The sequence below is a fragment of the Bradyrhizobium sp. ORS 278 genome (assembly GCF_000026145.1).
Taxonomy (GTDB): Bacteria; Pseudomonadota; Alphaproteobacteria; order Rhizobiales; family Xanthobacteraceae; genus Bradyrhizobium.
The window spans coordinates 3,225,643-3,240,948 of the sequence record NC_009445.1 but is presented as its reverse complement, the minus strand read 5'-3'; the positions used below and the strand labels follow the sequence as shown (position 1 = coordinate 3,240,948).

At 66.0% G+C, this 15,306-nt stretch carries 13 protein-coding genes; 8 read left to right on the top strand and 5 right to left on the bottom strand.

What is annotated here, in order from left to right; all coding sequences use genetic code 11:
- Window positions 1-77 precede the first annotated feature (77 nt).
- From BRADO_RS14245 to BRADO_RS14235, 3 genes are all read left to right on the top strand, one after another.
- Entirely contained in the window at window positions 78-863 is a 786-nt protein-coding gene (locus tag BRADO_RS14245; RefSeq protein ID WP_011926036.1) for an SDR family NAD(P)-dependent oxidoreductase, read from the top strand.
- A gap of 1,269 nt (window positions 864-2,132) precedes the next feature.
- Window positions 2,133-2,954, top strand: a complete 822-nt coding sequence (locus BRADO_RS14240; protein ID WP_041756494.1) for a hypothetical protein — start codon at window positions 2,133-2,135, stop codon at window positions 2,952-2,954.
- 236 nt (window positions 2,955-3,190) lie between these two features.
- On the top strand, window positions 3,191-3,472 hold the full coding sequence (locus BRADO_RS14235) for a hypothetical protein (protein ID WP_041757498.1): 282 nt from the start codon (window positions 3,191-3,193) through the stop codon (window positions 3,470-3,472).
- 168 nt (window positions 3,473-3,640) lie between these two features.
- Here the strand turns inward: BRADO_RS14235 and BRADO_RS14230 are convergent, their stop codons facing one another.
- Window positions 3,641-4,699: a phosphotransferase family protein gene (locus BRADO_RS14230; RefSeq protein WP_011926032.1), complete on the bottom strand. Its 1,059-nt coding sequence runs from the start codon at window positions 4,697-4,699 to the stop codon at window positions 3,641-3,643.
- Between the two features lie 299 nt (window positions 4,700-4,998).
- Entirely contained in the window at window positions 4,999-6,234 is a 1,236-nt protein-coding gene (locus BRADO_RS14225; protein ID WP_011926031.1) for an acyl-CoA dehydrogenase family protein, read from the bottom strand.
- A 236-nt stretch (window positions 6,235-6,470) separates the two neighbouring features.
- On the opposite strand from BRADO_RS14225, the gene BRADO_RS14220 reads away from it, so the two are divergent.
- Together BRADO_RS14220 and BRADO_RS14215 are read left to right on the top strand one after the other, a co-directional pair.
- A complete protein-coding gene (locus BRADO_RS14220; RefSeq protein WP_011926030.1) occupies window positions 6,471-7,139 on the top strand; it encodes a TetR/AcrR family transcriptional regulator in 669 nt (222 codons plus the stop codon).
- 112 nt (window positions 7,140-7,251) lie between these two features.
- On the top strand, window positions 7,252-7,512 hold the full coding sequence (locus BRADO_RS14215; RefSeq protein WP_011926029.1) for a hypothetical protein: 261 nt from the start codon (window positions 7,252-7,254) through the stop codon (window positions 7,510-7,512).
- A 162-nt stretch (window positions 7,513-7,674) separates the two neighbouring features.
- On the opposite strand, the gene BRADO_RS14210 is transcribed toward BRADO_RS14215, so the two are convergent.
- Entirely contained in the window at window positions 7,675-8,901 is a 1,227-nt protein-coding gene (locus BRADO_RS14210; RefSeq protein WP_011926028.1) for a CaiB/BaiF CoA-transferase family protein, read from the bottom strand.
- Window positions 8,902-9,122: 221 nt separating this feature from the next.
- Window positions 9,123-11,222 carry a methyl-accepting chemotaxis protein gene (locus BRADO_RS14205; protein WP_011926027.1) on the bottom strand — a complete coding sequence of 700 codons (2,100 nt, stop codon included), beginning with the start codon at window positions 11,220-11,222 and terminating at the stop codon, window positions 9,123-9,125.
- A 259-nt stretch (window positions 11,223-11,481) separates the two neighbouring features.
- Between BRADO_RS14205 and BRADO_RS14200 the strand changes: the two genes are divergently transcribed.
- Complete coding sequence (locus tag BRADO_RS14200; RefSeq protein WP_011926026.1) at window positions 11,482-12,051, top strand: hypothetical protein; 570 nt, start codon at window positions 11,482-11,484, stop codon at window positions 12,049-12,051.
- A gap of 132 nt (window positions 12,052-12,183) precedes the next feature.
- Here the strand turns inward: BRADO_RS14200 and BRADO_RS14195 are convergent, their stop codons facing one another.
- Complete coding sequence (locus tag BRADO_RS14195) at window positions 12,184-12,915, bottom strand: NUDIX domain-containing protein (protein WP_011926025.1); 732 nt, start codon at window positions 12,913-12,915, stop codon at window positions 12,184-12,186.
- A 204-nt stretch (window positions 12,916-13,119) separates the two neighbouring features.
- Between BRADO_RS14195 and BRADO_RS14190 the strand changes: the two genes are divergently transcribed.
- Window positions 13,120-14,157 (top strand): SPFH domain-containing protein, encoded by a 1,038-nt coding sequence (locus BRADO_RS14190; protein ID WP_011926024.1) that lies wholly within the window; start codon window positions 13,120-13,122, stop codon window positions 14,155-14,157.
- Window positions 14,144-15,073, top strand: a complete 930-nt coding sequence (locus BRADO_RS14185) for a sugar kinase (protein ID WP_011926023.1) — start codon at window positions 14,144-14,146, stop codon at window positions 15,071-15,073. The genes BRADO_RS14190 and BRADO_RS14185 overlap by 14 nt, the downstream gene beginning before the upstream one ends.
- The last annotated feature ends 233 nt before the right edge of the window (window positions 15,074-15,306 follow it).

The window sequence follows — 15,306 nt, the reverse complement described above, 5'->3', positions numbered from 1 at the left end:
GATCCCGGCATGTTTGAAACGGCGTTCGAATTCCGTTGCGCGGGACGCAACTGATCAACAACGACACAGGAGGAAATATGGGCCGCCTCGAAGGCAAATCCGTCATCATCACCGGCGCCGGCAGCGGCATCGGCCGCGCCGCGTCCCTGATGTTCACGAAGGAAGGCGCGCGGCTGATCGCGGTCGATCGTACCGAAGGCGTCAAGGAGACGGTCGAACTTGTGAAGCAGCAGGGCGGCATCGCGGAAGCGGTGATGGCCGACGCCGGATCCGAGGCCGACATCTCCGGCTTCATCGATCGCGCGGTGGCGACCTATGGGAAGCTCGACGTGATCTGGGCGAATGCCGGCATCTCCGGCGGGCTGAAGCCGATCGCCGAGCAGACCGTGGAGCACTGGCAGGAGATCCTGCGCGTCAACCTGATCGGCCCGTTCCTGGCGGTGAAATACGCGATGCCGCACATGGTCCGGCAGCAGCGCGGCGCGATCGTCTGCACCGCTTCGGTCGCCGGCCTGAAGTCCGGCGCCTCCGGCCATCCCTACGCCGCCAGCAAGGCCGGCGTCATCAGCCTGGTGCAGACCACCGCCTATTCGCTGTCCGGCACCGGCGTGCGCATCAACGCGGTCTGTCCCGGCCTGATCGAGACCGGAATGACCAAGCCGATCTTCGACGGCGCCAAGGAGCGCGGCACCGAGGGCAAGATCGGTCAGCTCAATCCGCTGAAGCGTGCAGGCCAGCCGCACGAGATCGCCGCCATGGCCCTGTTCCTCGCCAGCGACGAAGCTTCCTACGTCAACGGCCAGGCCTTCCCGGTCGACGGCGGCCTCACGGCGTCGATGCCGTATGCGGGCAAGCCGATCTAGCCGAGTTGCCGCCTCGCTCTCCGCCGCCGTCCCGGCGAAAGCGGGGACCCATAACCACCGGCGGGAGTGAGGTCGGCAACTGACAGCGACATCCCCCGAGATATCACGCGGTATGGGTCCCCGCGTTCGCGGGGACGACACCTGTTGTTGCCGCGCGACTTCGGCCTTTTGACCACGACTGCGCGCAACACCCTCCGCTGTCGTCCCCGCGAACGCGGGGACCCATACCCCCAGGGAGCGGTTTGAGGCAGGCTGGCGGTTGGCTTTTTGCCCCACAGATCTACTGCGGCGTATGGATCCCGGCTCTGCGCACCGCCAGCGCAGTCGCGCTGCCGGTATTTTTCCGGGATGACAGTGTGTTTTGGAGCGGTCATCGCGAGCGCGGCGACGGGATCCAGGGTCGTATCCTAAGCGCTGAATTGCGCCGCGGAGGCGATCATCGGGCCGCGCTTCGCGTGGACCCTTCGGCTCGCAATGACAGAGTGCAATCATGCGCGTTCATCCCCGCAGCGCCTGCGCGCCCGAGTGATCCGATCGTCACCGCCCCTCGCAAATCGAAGGGCGCAGGGAAGGCCAGGCGTCGGCTGACGCCTGCGGCCCGCCTGCGAGAAAAAAATGCAGGCGGCAGGTACCACAGGTGCAGCCGGACAACGCCCGGCCTTCCCTGCGCGGTGGTCTTCACGCTTATACGCAGTCTGCCTGGTGCGCCGGGCTTGTTGGCCACCATGGCCCGTGCGGCGCGCATGCGCCGTCACGAACGTAGCACCAGCATCGGGGTGCCAGCACGCTGCGACTTCACGTCCGCGCCCTGCCGTTCGTCCGCGTAGCCAGGCTACGCTGCGACAGGATCGCGGCCACCGCTCCCCGCCCCGCGTGTCGTGACGATCGCGCGCAACGCCCCTTCGGTGGGACGGGATGGCTGCATCAGATCATGAAATTCGGAAAATCGCAAGATGAAATCTTGACTGGCCCGAGGTGGGTCGGACGATCGCTTTGATCGCGTTTACGAAATTTTTTCCTGCCGACCACGATCCAGCCTTCTCCCGCAAAGAGGACAAAGCATCGCGCACACACCGATTTGCCTGACGAGCGCCATGGACATCGCGAAGCCGCCGCAGCAAAGGGCGATGCAGGCCACCGTCGCGCAATAACCCTGTACGACATAGTCATGTCGCCGGCGCCTACCTATAGCCACGCCTCGCGGTTGCTGGCGCCGGTGCCAGCGACTCCTTATCGTGACGAGACCTCCCGCCCCAGCGCATGATGACAATGGATCAGAACCTCATCTTCCGCCTGCCGCTCTGGCCGACCATCCGACGTAGCTATGGGAGCTACCTACTCGGCTTCGGCGCGATCCTGCGCATCGCTTGGCCCTGGCTCGTGGTATGCGCGCTGCTGCCGGTGCTGGCCATGGCGCTGCGCATGGCCGGGCTGTTCGGCCCGGCGGGCACGACCGCGATCACGGTCATGGCCCAGCTCGTAGTGGTTCTCGCTTGCGCCAGCATCGCTGTTGCCTGGCATCGCTATCTGATCCTTGGCCAGGCGGCGGCTCCGAGCATCGGCAATGTCCTCACCCGTTATCTTTGGCGCTTCACGGCGGCCGCCGCTCTCGTCGGACTCATCGCGTGGCTCCCCATGCTGCTGACTGGATTCCTCCCCGAGCCCAACTTCGCGGGGCCGACGACAACAGGCGAGTTGATCGCTCTCGCGCTGCCTGCGGTGTTGGTCAGGCTCGTCCTCGTCACGCTGGTCTGCCGTTTGTGTCTGGCGATGCCCGCCAGCGCCATCAACGCCGGCGGGCTCGGGTTGTCCGCGTCATGGCGCGCCACGCGCGGCAACCTCGTGCGCCTGATGCTCTGCGTCGCAGCCTGTGTGATCTTGCCGAACGCGCTTCTCAGCCATCTGGAGGTGATGATCAATCGCGCTCTCCTGATCTCTGACACCGGCCTGCCAATCCTGCCGATGAAGGCGCTGCTCGTGTTGCAGGGGGCGACGAACATCGTCCACCTGCTCATGGTCCCACTAGCGGCAGGCCTGTTGTCGATCGTGTATCTGCAGCTCCGTCCAGTACCGATGACTCCGGCTGATTGAAGGCCGCACTCGATCCGGCCGAAGGACACTCAAAAGCACCGTACCTGATCCCCGCCGATCGGCGGCCGCGGACGATGATAGCGTACCACGTCGCAGTGAGCTGCGATCCGGTTCAGGCGTGGACGTCCCTGCGTGATGGGATTTTTCAGCTGTCATCTTCGAACCGCCCGCTCGGACGTGCCGTCGAACCTCGCAAGCGGACCATTCCGGCTTCGCCGAAATTAAGGATGGACACCATGTCGAGATTATCGAAGCTAGCCCTGCTCACCTGTATCGGCGCATTGGCAGCCGGTACGGCCATCACGAGCGCGAGCGCGCGCGAGGTCGTGTGGCCGGGCTGCGAGCTGGTGTCATGGACGGCGTGCGGCACTGACGTGCAGGTGCAGCAGGCCCAGCGGCGTCAGAGCCGCGACACCTCGCCGATCTACATGAAGCAGACCGACCCGCGCTACAGCAGTGCGATGACCGCGGCCGGCGGTGGTGGAGGTGGCGGCGGCGGTGGTGGCGGCCGGCGCTAGCTTAAACGGCTGCGAGGGGCCGTAGGGTGGGCAAAGGCGCAGCCGTGCAATCTCCACGTCCGCGATCGTCGTGGCGCCGTGCCCACCATGCTTGCCAATGAGTTTGCTGATGAGTTCAGATGGTGGGCACGCCGCCGCCGTCGGCGGCCGCTTTGCCCACCCTACGAGCTACACCGCCCCCGCCTTTTGCGCGTATTCCCAGGCCTGCTTGGTCATCGGCACCATGCGCTTGACCGACTCGATCGCCTTGTCGTTGGCGGCGGTGCCGTCGCGGATGCGGCCGATGATGCCCTGCAGAATGCCGGCGAGGCGGAACAGGTTGTAGGCGAAATACCAGTTGAGGTCGGGCAGCGCCGTGCCGGTGACCCCGCCATAGATCGCCGCCGCCTCCTCCAGGGTCGGGATGTTCAGCGCCTTGAGATCGACGCCGGCGAGGCCGGGCATGATCCACTGCATCAGGAGATAAGTGAAGTCGGCCATGGGGTCGCCGAGCGTCGACAGCTCCCAGTCGAGCACCGCGATGACGCGCGGCTCCGATGCGTGGAAGATCATGTTGTCGAGTCGGTAGTCGCCATGCACGATCGAGACGCGCTGCTGCACCGGCAAGGTGCGCGGCAGCCATTCGATCAGCTTTTCCATCTCCGGCAGATGCTCGGTCTCGGAGGCGCGGTACTGCTTGGTCCAGCGATCGACCTGGCGGGCAAAATAGTTGCCGGGCTTGCCGAAATCGGCGAGGCCAATCGCTGAGGGATCGTAGGTGTGCAGCTTCGCCAAGGTCTCGATCTTGCTCTCGAAGATCGCGCGACGCTCGGGAGCGGCGACATGCGGCAGGGTCGGATCCCAGAACACCCGGCCCTCCTCCATCGACATGATGTAGAAGGCCGAGCCGATGACGCTGTCGTCGTTGCACAGCGCATAGGCGTGCGCGACCGGAAAGCCCTGCTTGCCGAGCGCCGCGATGACGCGGAATTCGCGATCGACCGCATGCGCCGACGGCAGCAGCTTGCCGAACGGCTTTCGCCTGAGCACGTAGGAGCGCGACGGCGTGTTCAGCCGATAGGTCGGATTCGACTGGCCGCCCTTGAACTGCAGCACGGTCAGTGGGCCCTGGTAGCCCTCGACATGCTCGGCCATCCAGGCCGCGAGCCTGGCCTCGTCGAACCGATGCCGCTCCTCGACCGGCTTGGTGCCGGAGAATTCTTCGTCCTTCTTGACGCCGTCGGCCACGACGAACTCCCTTGGTCGCTTGATTCTGTCTCTGATCCGGCGAGCGGCGGCCCCGTTGTCCGCCGATCGTCCTTTTCGTCATTGCGAGCGAAGCGAAGCAATCCAGGGCTCCGCCGGGACTCTGGATTGCTTCGCTTCGCTCGCAATGACGGAGTGTCGTGGTCGCGAGCGTGCCACGAATCGTAGGGTGGCAAGGCGAAGCGTGCCCACCGTCTTACTTCAAACGCGAATGGTGGGCACGCCTCCGCCTGCGCGCTTCGCGCACAGCCGGACGCTTTGCCCACCCTACGAGACTACACTCAGTGCCGCGGCTCGTTGGCGTATTTCTTCATCTCCAACCGGGCGATGGCGCGGTTGTGCACCTCGTCGGGGCCGTCGGCGAGACGCAGCGTGCGGATGTTGGCGTAGTCCTTGGCGAGACCCGCATCATCCGAGACACCGGCGCCGCCGAACGCCTGGATGGCGTCGTCGATGATCTTGAGCGCCATGTTGGGAGCGGCGACCTTGATCATGGCGATCTCGCCCTGCGCGGTCTTGTTGCCGACCTTGTCCATCATGTCGGCGGCCTTGAGGCACAAGAGCCGACACATCTCGATGTTGGTGCGGGCCTCGCCGATGCGCTGCTCCCACACCGAATGCTCGATGATCTTCTTGCCGAAGGCAGTGCGCGTCATCAGCCGGCGCACCATCTTCTCCAGCGACTCCTCGGCCTTGCCGATGGTGCGCATGCAGTGATGGATGCGGCCCGGACCGAGCCGCCCTTGAGCGATCTCGAAGCCGCGGCCCTCGCCGAGCAGGATGTTCTCCGCCGGCACGCGCACGTTCTCGAGCAGCACCTGGGCGTGGCCGTGCGGAGCGTCGTCGAAGCCGAACACCGGCAGCATCTTCTCGACCTTGATGCCGGGGGTGTCGAGCGGCACCAGGATCTGCGACTGCTGCTGATGCTTGGCGGCGGACGGATCGGTCTTGCCCATCAGGATCGCGATCTTGCAGCGGGGATCGCCGACGCCCGACGACCACCATTTGCGGCCGTTGATAACGTAGTGATCGCCGTCTCGCTGAATGCGCGTCTCGATGTTGGTGGCGTCCGACGAGGCCACCGCCGGCTCGGTCATCAGGAACGCCGAGCGGATCTCGCCGTCCATCAGCGGGCGCAACCATTTGCGCTTCTGCTCCTTGGTGCCGTAGCGGATGAACACCTCCATGTTGCCGGTGTCGGGCGCCGAGCAGTTGAACACCTCGGAGGCCCAGGAGATGCGGCCCATCTCCTCCGACAGCAGCGCATATTCGAGATTGGTCAGGCCGGCGCCGCGAAACTCGTCGTCCTCGTGCGGCGACGGCGGCATGAACATGTTCCACAGGCCTTCGGCCTTCGCCTTGGCCTTGAGGTCCTCGAGGATCGGGATCACCTTCCAGCGGTCGCCCTCAGCGTCCTGCTGCTTGTAGATCGGCACCGCCGGGCGGACATGCTTGGTCATGAAGCTGCGCACGCGCTCCAGCCATTCCTGCTGCTTCGCCGACATCGTGAAGTCCATGGGACTCTCCTTGAGCGTTTCCTCGAACGTGTTTTGGCCACAGTGTCGGTCCGCCGACCACATCCGCGCAAGAGCGTTCTTGCGCGGCTCGAATTCGCGGGCCGCCTCGCTGCAGCGCCGAAATGTCATGCCGCGGAAGCACCGCGATTGACATTCCGGCCGTCTCAAACAATAGTTTCATACAATTGTTTGAAACGCAACTCCCCCACCCCTCTTCGCCGTTCGGGAGGACGAGCATGGCAACCGACCAGACCCGGACTGCGATCCTCGTTGCCGCCGAGCGGCTCTATGCCGAACGCGGCTTCTCCGACGTGACCCTGCGCGATATCGTCGCGGCGGCGAACGTCAATCTCGCCGCGGTGAACTATCATTTCGGCTCCAAGGACGAGCTGATCGCCGAGCTGTTCGTGACGCGCTCGATCGCGCTCAACCGCGAGCGGCTGCGCGAATTGCGCGCCGCTGAGGATGCCGGCGGCGGCCGCGCCGACATCGGCGCCATTTTGCGCGCCCTGGTCGGCCCGATCCTGCGCGGCTGCCTCGGACCTGAGAACCAGCGCTCGCCCGTGGCGCAGTTCATGATCCGCGCCTCGATCGAATCGGTGCCGCCGATCCGCCGCATCAAGACCAAGGAAATCGACCATTTGCGGAAATTCGCCGCGGCGATGCAGCGCGCGCTGCCCGACAGCGCCGAGGTCGACCTGTTCTGGGGCCTGCATTTCGCGCTCGCCATGGCGCATCACACCATCCGCGAAAGCGAACGTCTCACCAAGCTGTCCGACGGACAATGCGACCTCGACGATGTCGAGGATGTGATCGACCGCGTGGTGCGCGGCGCTGTGCTCGGCTTGACCGCGCGCGAGAGCGCGGCAAAGTCGAAAGCCAAGATCGCCGCGCGAAACCCGTAGCCCGGATGAGCGCAGGCGATATCCGGGTTCAACGCAGGCGGTCGTGGCGAACCCGGATGTCGCGCACGCTCATCCGGGCTACGAGATCCCGACGTCATCATGGAGTCTCGCCGTGACGCACCGACCGCAAATCTTGCTCGCCCAAATCTTGCTCGCCCTCGTCGCATCATCCCTCGCGCTGCTGACGACGAGCGAGCCGGTGCTGGCGCGCGGCGGCGCCGCCAATCTGATGAATTCACCAGGCTATCAGCGCCGTCTGCAGGAATCGCGGCAGCAGCTCGGTGCGCCGGCGCCTGCTCCGTACGTGGCAGAGCCGCGCTATCATGCGCCAAGGCATAAGGCGAAGCGCTACCATCACCACCGCCACAACTGAGGCACACTCTCTCCACGGGTCGTCCCGGCGAACGCCGGGACCCATACCGCGTGATCCGTCTTGAGGCACGCGGGGAGAGATCGAGGATCAGCACCGCGGCCGGTGGTTATGGGTCCCGGCGTTCGCCGGGACGACACCGGAGAATGCCGCGATTGTCGCGCCCTACACCACGCCCTGCTGCTTCAGCGCCGCGATCTTGTCGTCGTCATACCCGATCCCCGCCAGCACGTCCCTTGTATGCTGGCCGAGCAGCGGCGGCGCGCGGTACTCGGTGATCGGCGTGCCCGAAAACGTCAGCGCGTTGCGGATCAGCGACAGCTGCGGCTCGAACGGGTGATCGACCTTCACCTCCATGCCGCGCGAGCGGACATGCGGGTCGGCGAAGACGTGGGCGAAATCGTTGACGGGGCCGCAAGGCACACCGGCCTTCTCCAGCTCGTCCAGCCAATGCGCGACCGAGTTCTTCAGGAACAGGCCGGCGAAGATCGCCATGATCTCCTTGCCGTTGACGACGCGGTCGTTGTTCTTGACGAATTTGGGATCGGTCGCGAGCTCCGGCGCCCCCAGCACCGCGCAGGTGCGCGCGAACTGCGCGTCGTTGCCGACCACCAGCATCAGCTCGCCGTCGGTGCAGCGGAACACGCCGGCCGGCATGCCGCCATTGCCCCAGGTGCCGCGGCGCGGCGGCGACTTGCCGTTGACCAGGAAGATCTGCGCGTAATGCGACAGCGAGGCGATCACGGTGTCGAACAGGCAGACGTCGATGTGCTGGCCGCCGCCGCCATTGACGTCGCGATGGTACAGCGCCGAGAGAATGCCGATCGAGGTGTTCATTCCGGTCATGTAGTCGACGATCGAGGGGCCGACCTTCATCGGCCCCGCCCCCGGCTCGCCGTCCATGTGGCCGGTGACGCTCATGAGGCCGCCCATCGCCTGGAAGATCGCGTCATAGCCGGCGCGCGGCGAATAAGGGCCGGTCTGGCCGAAGCCGGTCACGGAGCAGTAGATCACGTCGGGATTGATCGCCCTGATGGCCTCGTAGTCGAGGCCATAGCGCTTGAGATCGCCGACCTTGTAGTTCTCCATGAACACGTCGCAGTCCTTGGCGAGCGCGCGGATGATCTCCTGCCCTTCAGGCGAGGCGATGTTGACGGTCACCGACTTCTTGTTGCGGTTTGCGCAGAGATAGAACGAGTTGTTGTTGTTGGCCTTGCCTTCGGGATCCTTGAGGTAAGGCGGGCCGAAGGCGCGCGCGTCGTCGCCGGTGCCCGGGCGCTCGATCTTGATCACCTCGGCGCCGAGATCGGCCAGCATCTGAGCCGAGAGCGGACCGGCCAATACGCGCGTGAGGTCGAGAATCTTGATGCCAGACAGCGGCAGGGCCGACATGGAGTTCCTCCGGGAGCTTATTCCTTGTGGCGGACAGCCCTGGAGCCGCCGCCTGTCCCCCGCGGATACACCATTTCGCCGCGTCGAGCACTGCGCTCTCGGCATGCCGCAATGCCGGTGGCGGCTGTAGCCCGGATGAGCGCAAGCGACATCCGGGTTCGTGACGGACCATGGAGTTGAACCCGGATGTCGCTTCGCTCATCCGGGCTACGGGACTGTCCTTAGGCCGCCCTGAGCTGGCTCACGAACTGGTCGACGTCGTGGCGCAGGTCGGCCGAGAGCTTCGACAGCGTGCGGACGGAGTCGAGCACCCCTCCGGCGGCCTGGCCGGTGGCGGCAGTGGCTTCCGAGACGCTGGAGATGTTGTGCGACACCGCGTTGGTTCCCTCCGACGCCTGCTGCACGTTGCGGGCGATCTCGCGCGTCGCGGCGCCCTGCTGCTCGACCGCGGCCGCAATCGCCGCGGCAATCTGGTTGACGCGCTGGATGGTCGAGGAGATCGCCTGGATGGCATCGACCGAGGCCTTCGTCGCCGACTGGATGCCGGCGACCTGCGAGGTGATCTCCTCTGTCGCCTTGGCGGTCTGGTTGGCGAGCGTCTTCACCTCGGCCGCGACGACCGCAAAGCCCTTGCCGGCCTCGCCGGCCCGCGCCGCCTCGATGGTCGCGTTCAGGGCCAGGAGGTTGGTCTGCTCGGCGATGCCGCTGATCAGCGCGACGACGTCGCCGATGCGCTGCGCCGCATCCGACAGCGCCCGCACCTCGTCATTGGTCTTCTCTGCCTGCATCGCTGCCGCGCCGGCGATGGAGGTGGATTCGGTCACCTGGCGGCTGATCTCGCTGATCGAGGCCGACAGTTCCTCGGTCGCCGCTGCGACCATCTGCACGTTGCCGGAGGCGCGCTCGGAATCCGAGGCCACCGAAGACGCTTTCGTGCGGCCCTGGTCCGCCGTCGCCGACATCGATTGCGCCGTGCTGTTCAACTCGTTCGACGCGGAGGTCAGGGTCTGCAGCGACGAGGTGACGGTCGCCTCGAACTGCCGGATGAGATGGTCGACCGTGGCCTGGCGGCGCTCGCGCCGGCTCTGCTCGGCCTCCTTCTCGCTGGCGAGGCGGTCGCCGGTGATCATGTTGTCCTTGAACACCGCGAGCGCCCGCGACATCTCGCCGATCTCGTCGCCGCGATTGATGCCCGCGATATCGATAGTGTAATCGCGATCCGCCAGCCGGCGCATCGCCGCTGCCAGCGAGCGGATCGCAGCGGAGATGCGGCGCTGGACGATCAACAGTCCGGCGAAAGCCACGGCGAGCGCGATCACCATCATGACGGCATTGAGGATCAGGCTGTCACGCGCATCGCTGATGCGACGGCCGGCCACGGCCACCATCTCAGCAAGCACGGCATTGGCCGCATCGACGCTGTAGGAGAGCAGTGCGGTGTTGAGCTTGGACAGTTCGGCGAACTTGACCTCGACGGTCTGGTTGTTGCGAAGCGCCTTGATGAGCGCGGCCTGCTGCTCGGCCATTGCCGTCGCGTCCGCCTGCTTCGAGCGGTTGACCGCATCTACCAGCGCGGCCGGCGCGTCGGGACGCGCCGCCGCCGTGAGCACCTGGCTCCAGGCCTGGCTCTGGCGGCCGGCATCCTCGGCGCCGCCGACGATCTCCGCGACCGTCCACGGCTTGCCCGACGCCGCCGCGTTTTCGAGCCGGATCGCGAACTGGCCGCCGAAGTTGCGCGCAGCCCAGGCCGCCTGCTTGACGTTGATCATCTGGTCGACGACCGGATCGACCAGTTTCATGGTCTCTTCGAGATCGGCTGCGGTGACCAGCAGCGCATCGAGGTAATCCTGCGCGGCCTTGCGGAACGAGTCCGCCAGCTGCATGTCGCGCGAGGCCTTGGGCTGATGGATGGCCCGCTCCGCGTCGGCCCGCAGCGATGCCAGACGATCATGGGTCGAAACGAGACTGCCGAGGCGGCTTGCGATCCTGGCGTCGGCAAAGCCGGCGAGCGCGTCCTGAACCTGCTTGTAGGCTTTCTCCGACAGCTCGCGATTGGTCGCGATGCGCGTATCGGCCGCCTGGTCGGCGGTGCCGTCGGCCGCCAAAGTCGCCAGGAACGTGCCCCGCTCCAGCCGGAAACCGATCAGGGTATTGAACAGCTGCTGGTCGGCGCCGGCCAACCGCGCGATCCGTTGCGCGGACTGATAGCGGGTCAGCGCGTCGACCACGCCGGTCGCGAGGCTGCCGATCAGCAAAACCGCAAGCGCACCGATGATCAGGCCGAGAACCGTCCGTATCGTCAGGCCGTCGAGCAGGCGCATCCCGAGACTCCGTTGTCTTGTGACTACGCCGGCCAACTTGGCCGAGCGGTATTAACATTTTCTCTCAAAAGCTCCGTAATCGCCGCAGTATGCCGTGCCGCGATCTCGCGCCCCGTATTCCTACGGAGCGCCGAACATTTCTGCTTCGTTTTATGTGAAGTCGACCGGCAGACACATTCGGAAACAACGAACAAGGTGCTGTTAAGCGTTGGAGCCGCACCTGGACGCAGGTTTGATGTCGCAACCTTCGGAGCACGCCATGACGTCGATCTCTGCCTCCTCCATGAGCGGGTATTCGCCGCTCGACCTGCTCAAGCAGGAGCTTTCCAAGGAAGTCTCGTCCGGCACGGTCAGCTCGACCGACCAGACCGCACTGTCATCGGCGCTCGACGATATCGATTCCGCGTTGAAGAGCGGCGGCAGCAGTTCGTCGTCGACGACCTCAAGCACGCCGCCGTCGCCCAAGGAGATGCAGTCGAAGATCGACGATCTGATCCAGAGCGAGGTCGACAGCGGCAAGCTCACCTCGGACCAGGCGAGCGAGCTGAAGAACGTGTTCGCCAACGCCTTCTCCGGTGGCCCGGGCGGTGCCGGTGGCGCGGGTGGCCCTCCGCCCGGTCCGCCGCCGAGCGATAATTCGAGCAGCGACGACACCACGTCGAGCACCTCGTCTTCGTCGGACTCGTCGTCGCAGGTCGAGGAGCTGCTGAAGAAACTTCTCGAGGCGCTGCAGAGCTCGAATAGCAGCAAGACGTCGTCCTACAGCGCCAGCGGCAGCAGCTCGTCGAGCTCGACCAGCAAATCGCTGGTGGTGGATTTCTCGGCCTGAGCGATCACCTGTTGACGTAGCACGTAGCCCGGATGAGCGAAGCGACATCCGGGTTCATCGCAACAGCGCGTGAGACCCCGCATGTCGCTGCGCTCATGCGGGCTACGCCACGGCGACACCACGACACGACCTTCACTCTGGCGCGTTGAACGTGCGCGCGAAGTACACCGGCGCCGCAGCGGCTTTCAGCCGGTAGAGCTGCGCCGGCCGGTTCGGGCCCTTGCGCATCTTGGCGATCGGCTCGATCAGGTCGGCTGAGAGCATGCGGGTGCGGAAGGCACTCTTCTCCAGGGGACGATCGAGCACGATCTCGTAGGTGCGCTGCAGCTCCGGCAGGGTGAACTCCTCAGGCATCAGATAGGCCGGCAACGAGGTATACTCGACCTTGTTGCGCAGCCGCTGCACGGCCGCCTCGAGGATCTCGGCATGGTCGAAGGCGAGCTTCGGCTTCACGCCGGTGCCTTGGAGCGGAAACCATTGTGCATCGGCCGCCGGCGCCGCCTCGGCCGCTGAGGCCGGGACCAACGCGAAATAGGCATGGGTCGCCGACCAGCCGCGCGGATCGCGCCTGGCGCTGCCCCAGCTGCCGAGCTGCTCCAGATAGGGACTGACGACGCCGGTCTTCTCGGCGAGCTTGCGCCGCGCGCAAGCGGCGAGATCGGCATCCCTGGCCACGTCGACGAAGCCGCCCGGGAGCGCGAATGCGTCCGGACACGGCTCGCCCTCGGCATGGCCGCGGCGTACCAGCAGCACGTGCAGCGCGTCCTGGCGGATCGTGAAGATGACGACGTCGACCGTGGTCAGCGGGCGCGGGAAATCCAGCCCCGCCGCCGCCCCGCCGCCCTGCCCTTGCCGTCCTGCCATACCGCTCGCCCCCCAAAAATGCCCTTGACACTAGCACACTTAGTTGTACTGTCCAACTTACTTAGTTGGCATGACCCACTTATGTCACCAGCCAGTTGCCCGGGTGAGCGCAGCGACACCCGGGTTCACCTCAGCAAGTCGTGAGACCCCGGATATCGCTGCGCTCATCCGGGCTACGCGATCACCAGACGACAGGAGGCCGCCATGTTCGGCATTCGCTTCATCAAGGCCCAGCCCACCACCTACCTGCTCAAGTACCGCGCCGGCACGATCGTCGAGGAAGGCGCCGGGCTCTCCACCTTCTATTACGGCCCCGCCACCTCGCTGGTCGCGATCCCCATCGGCAGCCGCGACGCCGCCTTCATCTTCCAGCAGATCGCCCGCGACTTTCAGACGCTGACGATCCAGGGCCAGGTCACCTACCGCATCGGCGAGCCGAAGAAGGCGGCCGCGATGCTGAACTTCACCCTCAAGCGCGACGGCAAGACGTACGAGTCCGACGACCCGGAGGAGCTGCCGCAGCGCGTGCTCGGCGCGGTCGAGGTGCTGGCGCAGCAAACGGTCAAGGACATGACCCTCCGGGAAGCGTTGCGCGCCTCCGACCGCATCGCGGAGGCGATCGCCGTCGGCTTGAAGCAGCGCGCCGACATTGATGCGCTGGGCCTGGAGATCCTCGGCGTCGCGGTGCGCGCGGTGAAGCCGACGCCGGAAACGGCCAAGGCGCTGGAGGCCGAGGCGCGCGAGGCGATCCTGAAGACCGCGGATGAAGCCATCTTCGCCCGGCGCAACTTCGCGGTCGAACGCGAGCGCGCCATCCGCGAGAGCGAGCTCGATACCGAGATCGCGGTCGAGCAGAAGAAGCGGTCGATCCGCGAGACACAGATGGACGCGGAAGCCAGCGTGTCCGCGAAGAAGAACGAGCTGCGCGAGGCCGGCATGGTTGCGGACATCGGGCTGGAGGCCAAGCGCCGGGATTTCGTCGCGCTGAACGCGGCCAACACCCGTACGCTGGCGGACGCCGAGGCGTATCGCGTCGGCGCGCTGATGAAGATCTTCGAGGGCGTCGACACCCGCGTGATCCAGGCGCTCGCGGCGACCGGCATGCAGCCGGGCCAGCTGATCGCGCAGGCGTTCTCCGGCCTCGCTGAGAAGGCCGAGAAGATCGGGCAGCTGAACGTCTCGCCGGAGCTGCTGAACAGCCTGATGCAAAAGCCCGCGGAGGCGCCCCGTGTCCGGCAATGACCGCAAGGTGGTGCTGGTCACCAGGAGAACGCGTCTGGAGGAGCTGATCGCAAGATTCCTCACCGCGGACCAGGCCCGCTTTTATGTCGAGCATCTCGGCGCCGACTTCTCCGACTACGAGCGCGAGCACGCGGCCTACCAGACCGCGCGCGCCACGGCGACGCAGACCCTGGAGCGCTGGGGCCGCTACCAGATCGTCGACCGCGGCTTCCTGCCGAACTTCATCTTCGGCCCCGCCGATATCGTCGCCGTGCTCGGTCCCGACGGGCTGGTCGCCAACACCATGAAATATCTCGACGGCCAGCCGCTGCTCGGCCTCAACCCGGACTCGCTGCGCCACGACGGCGTGCTGCTGCCGTTCGCGCCGGCCGACCTCGCAGCGCTGCTGCCAGAGGTCGCCGCCGACAAGCGCGCGGCCAAGGCGGTGACCATGGCACGCGCCAGCCTCGCCGACGGCCAGGTTCTCTACGCTGTCAACGACCTCTTCATCGGCGCCCGCACGCATGTCTCGGCGCGCTACGAGATCACGACGCGCGAGCAGCAGGAGCGGCAATCGTCCAGCGGGCTCATCGTCGCCACCGGTCTCGGCTCGACCGCCTGGTTCAAAAGCATCGTCACCGGCGCGCTGGCGATCGCCGGCAGCTATAGCAGCCATGGCGACGGCGAGTACACCACCCTGCCCTGGGACGCGCGCTCGCTTCGCTTTGCGGTCCGCGAGCCGTTCCCGAGCAAGACGTCGCAGACGACGCTGGTGTGCGGCGGGCTCGATGGCATCGAGACCCTTCGCCTGCGCTCGCTGATGCCGGAGAACGGCGTGATCTTTTCGGACGGCATCGAAGCGGACCATCTCGATTTCAATGCGGGGACCGAGGCGGTGATCTCGATTGCGGAGCGGCAGGGGCGGCTGATCGTGTAGTCTGCCTCTCGAAATCGCTCCGCCAATGAGGTGCCCCGCTCTCACCACGTCATTGCGATCGCAGCGAAGCAATCCAGAGTCCCGCCCACCATCCTGGATTGCTTCGCTGTGCTCGCAATGACGGAGGAGAGACCGGAGGTCTCTCTCGCATATGGCCGCCCCGACCGCGGTGTCGTAGGGTGGGCAAAGCGGCCGCCGAAGGCGGCGGCGTGCCCACCGTGGATCCGCGAGCA

Excerpts from the sequence above, each read along its gene's own strand:
- BRADO_RS14245 (WP_011926036.1), top strand. The coding sequence starts at position 78 with ATGGGCCGCCTCGAAGGCAAATCCGTCATCATCACCGGCGCCGGCAGC.
- BRADO_RS14240 (WP_041756494.1), top strand. The coding sequence starts at position 2,133 with ATGGATCAGAACCTCATCTTCCGCCTGCCGCTCTGGCCGACCATCCGA.
- BRADO_RS14235 (WP_041757498.1), top strand. The coding sequence starts at position 3,191 with ATGTCGAGATTATCGAAGCTAGCCCTGCTCACCTGTATCGGCGCATTG.
- BRADO_RS14225 (WP_011926031.1), bottom strand. The coding sequence starts at position 6,234 with ATGGACTTCACGATGTCGGCGAAGCAGCAGGAATGGCTGGAGCGCGTG.
- BRADO_RS14220 (WP_011926030.1), top strand. The coding sequence starts at position 6,471 with ATGGCAACCGACCAGACCCGGACTGCGATCCTCGTTGCCGCCGAGCGG.
- BRADO_RS14210 (WP_011926028.1), bottom strand. The coding sequence starts at position 8,901 with ATGTCGGCCCTGCCGCTGTCTGGCATCAAGATTCTCGACCTCACGCGC.
- BRADO_RS14205 (WP_011926027.1), bottom strand. The coding sequence starts at position 11,222 with ATGCGCCTGCTCGACGGCCTGACGATACGGACGGTTCTCGGCCTGATC.
- BRADO_RS14200 (WP_011926026.1), top strand. The coding sequence starts at position 11,482 with ATGACGTCGATCTCTGCCTCCTCCATGAGCGGGTATTCGCCGCTCGAC.
- BRADO_RS14195 (WP_011926025.1), bottom strand. The coding sequence starts at position 12,915 with ATGGCAGGACGGCAAGGGCAGGGCGGCGGGGCGGCGGCGGGGCTGGAT.
- BRADO_RS14190 (WP_011926024.1), top strand. The coding sequence starts at position 13,120 with ATGTTCGGCATTCGCTTCATCAAGGCCCAGCCCACCACCTACCTGCTC.